Source organism: Flavobacterium sp. ACAM 123 (assembly GCF_000264055.1).
In the GTDB taxonomy this organism is placed as follows: Bacteria; Bacteroidota; Bacteroidia; order Flavobacteriales; family Flavobacteriaceae; genus Flavobacterium.
The window spans coordinates 1-3,510 of record NZ_AJXL01000188.1; the positions used below are offsets into that span (position 1 = coordinate 1).

The 3,510-nt window shown below is 37.0% G+C and carries 1 protein-coding gene; it reads right to left on the bottom strand.

The annotated features are described in order from the left end of the window. Positions 1 to 305: 305 nt before the first annotated feature. Complete coding sequence (gene ppdK, locus A3SG_RS0117935; RefSeq protein ID WP_016991371.1) at positions 306 to 3,026, bottom strand: pyruvate, phosphate dikinase; 2,721 nt, start codon at positions 3,024 to 3,026, stop codon at positions 306 to 308. Positions 3,027 to 3,510: the final 484 nt, after the last annotated feature.

Sequence of the window (3,510 nt, forward strand, 5' to 3'; positions counted from 1 at the left end):
AAGATTATTCTGTAATGTATCAAATTCTATTTAAACCTTATTCAGGTAGATGAATACGCTTTGTTTGTTTATAACAAAGTCAAGTTTTTTATCAAGGCAAACCCCAGTGCGCATTATTCTTTATTGCAATTAAAGGCCCTGTAGTCGTTTTTATATTTTAAAGGTCTTTATAAGACAAGCTTAAGGTGGCTGTTCTCTAAATCAGCGCTGAAAAAAGGAAAATTTGTAGAAATAAGGCCTTTTTTAGGATAAAATGCTGCTGTTCGATCCGCTTTTCTTAGCAATTCATATTTCAATAGATACAGTTATCTTAACGCCGCCTGCGCAGCTGCTAAACGTGCGATAGGTATTCTGAAGGGAGAGCAACTAACATAGTCCATTCCAATTGTATGACAGAATTCTACTGAACTGGGATCACCGCCGTGTTCACCACAAATACCTATTTTAAGCTGCGTTTTTGTTGCGCGTCCTTTTTTAGTTGCTATTTCGATCAATTGGCCAATACCTTCCTGGTCTAAAACTTGAAATGGATCTGACTTTAGTATCCCTTTCTCAATATATATTGGTAAAAATTTACCGGCGTCATCTCGGGAGTAACCAAATCCCATTTGCGTGAGATCATTAGTTCCAAATGAGAAGAAATCAGCTTCTTCTGCAATTTGATCAGCGATTAGACAGGCCCGTGGTATCTCAATCATAGTCCCAATTAAATAGTCAATTGTATCTCCTTTTTCTTCAAATATTCGGTCGATAATTGTCTTCAATAATTCCTTCTGTAGTTTCAGCTCTTTAACTGTACCAATCAGCGGAATCATAATTTCAGGAAACGTTTTAATCCCTTCCGCCTTTAGTTCTAATGCTGCTTCGATAATCGCCTTAGCTTGCATCTCTGTAATTTCAGGATAGGTTATTCCTAATCTGCAGCCTCTATGACCTAACATAGGGTTAAATTCTTTGAGGTCCTGTACTTTTTGTTTTATTGTTTCAATAGAAACACCCATTTCAAAAGCCATTTCCTTTTGATTTTCTATATTATGTGGAATAAATTCATGAAGTGGTGGATCGAGTAGACGGATGGTTACAGGAAGATTAGCCATGGCTCTCAGTACCTCTTTTAAATCTTGTCTGTGTATTGGTAACAATTTATCCAACGCTTTCCTTCTACCGGTTTCATCTTCTGATAAAATCATTTCCCTGATTCGCATTATTCTTTCGCCTTCAAAGAACATATGCTCTGTACGGCAAAGCCCAACTCCTTCAGCACCATATTTTATTGCATTTTTGCATTCCCTTTCAGTCTCTGCATTTGCTCTTACTCCAAGGACTCGGTACTTATCGGCTAATTTCATAATAGTTTCAAAATCATCACTTAATTCACCATCCTTCGTTCGTATTTTACCTTTGTAAACTTCGCCGGTTGTTCCGTTTAACGAAATCCAGTCGCCTTCGTGGAACACTTGTTTATCGATAGTCATTTGTCTGGTTTTGTAATTAACGATTACACTGCCTGCTCCTGAGACGCAGCATTTACCCATACCTCGAGCTACAACGGCCGCATGAGAAGTCATGCCTCCTCTTGCTGTTAGTATACCTTTTGCAATATTCATTCCTTCTAAATCTTCAGGAGAAGTTTCAACTCGAACAAGAATCGAGAATTGATATTTATGTGCTTCATCAGCAAAAAAAACAATTTGCCCTGTCGCAGCGCCGGGAGACGCTGGAAGTCCTTTGGCGATTATCTTTGCCGCTTTAATAGCCTCACCATCAAAAACGGGATGTAGAAGTTCTTCTAGCTTTGAAGGCTCCTGCATTAGTAAGACCTGCTCTTCATTAATCAGCCCCTCAGCTAATAAGTCAATTGCAATTTTCATCATGGCTGCAGCTGTGCGCTTACCGCTGCGCGTTTGCAACATCCAAAACTTACCTTCTTGTACCGTAAACTCTATATCTTGCATATCATTATAATGCTTTTCAAGTATAGCTTGCGTAGTATTTAATTCTGCGTAAGTAGTGGGCATAAGCTCTTCGAGGGATGGGTATTTAGTTTTACGATTTATTTCAGAAACACCTGCCGAAGCTGCCCATGTTTTGGAGCCCTTTAAGGTTATTTGTTGTGGAGTTCTTACGCCAGAAACAACATCTTCACCTTGCGCATTTATTAAATATTCGCCATTAAAAATATTTTCTCCAGTCGATGCGTTCCGTGTAAATGCAACTCCTGTACCTGAATTTTCTCCCATATTGCCAAAGACCATCGCTTGAACATTTACAGCCGTTCCCCATTCTTCCGGTATTTGTTGCATAGTACGGTAATAAATCGCTCTGGGGTTCATCCAACTATCAAAAACAGCAGTAATACTGGCCCAAAGTTGGTCCCACGGATTTTCTGGAAACTTTTTACCGGTTTGCATTTCACATAAATCTTTGAAGTCACGAACCATCTGTTTTAAGTCAGCGACATCGAGATCGCTATCTAGTTCAATTCCTCTATTTCTTTTGTATTTTTCTACAATTTCTTCAAAAGGGTTTTGGTCTTCTTTTGTCAATGCGCTAACTCCTAAGACAACAGCGCCAAACATTTGGACGAAACGTCTATAAGTATCCCAAGCAAATCTACTATTTCCTGTTTTTGCAATTAATCCTTTAACTGAATCATCATTCATACCCAAGTTAAGGACGGTGTCCATCATTCCAGGCATAGAAACACGAGATCCAGAGCGAACGGATAGTAAGCAAGGATTTTCGTTACTTCCAAAGCGGGTTCCCATGCTCTTTTCAACTTTAGCAATAGCTATTTGTACCTCAGTCATTAATAAAGAAACAACATTATCTTTACCTATTTGGTTGTATTCTGTACAAGTTTTAGTTGTTATTGTAAATCCAGGCGGAACTGGTATGCCCATTATACTCATTTCAGCCAAGTTAGCCCCTTTACTTCCCAGTAAATTTTTCATAGCACTATTGCCATCCGCAACTCTATCTCCAAAACTGTAGACTCTCATTTTAACATCTTGAGGTGTGTTCATTTCTGTAACGTGATTTAGTATTAATTTGATTATATTTTTAAATTTATTAGGAACAAATTCATTACTCTTAAAAGTAATTGAGACGTATGATGTCCCTCATATATGAAACTTTATGGGCTGTATATTGCTATCATTTATATCTAAGTAAATTCATACGCTATATTACGCAATCGTTTTCGTAGAAACAAATAAATCGTGGTAAATAGTTACGTTAAAAGTTATAATTATGTTTTTTATTTTGAAACTATCCCATAAATCAAGAATTATCGGTAAGAATTTTTGAGGGCTGCGATGCATATGTAAGAAACAGATATATATAGTTTCATTTTTGCTGCTTGTTTTGATGAAATCACCGTCTACTTGTTTGTCATACTAAAAGGATTTCAATCATATTTTAGTTTTTTTTAGTATGTTTCTACGAAATATAAGAACACTACAGTATAATTAGACTATGTTGAGAATCTAATCGGTATCATATATAAAA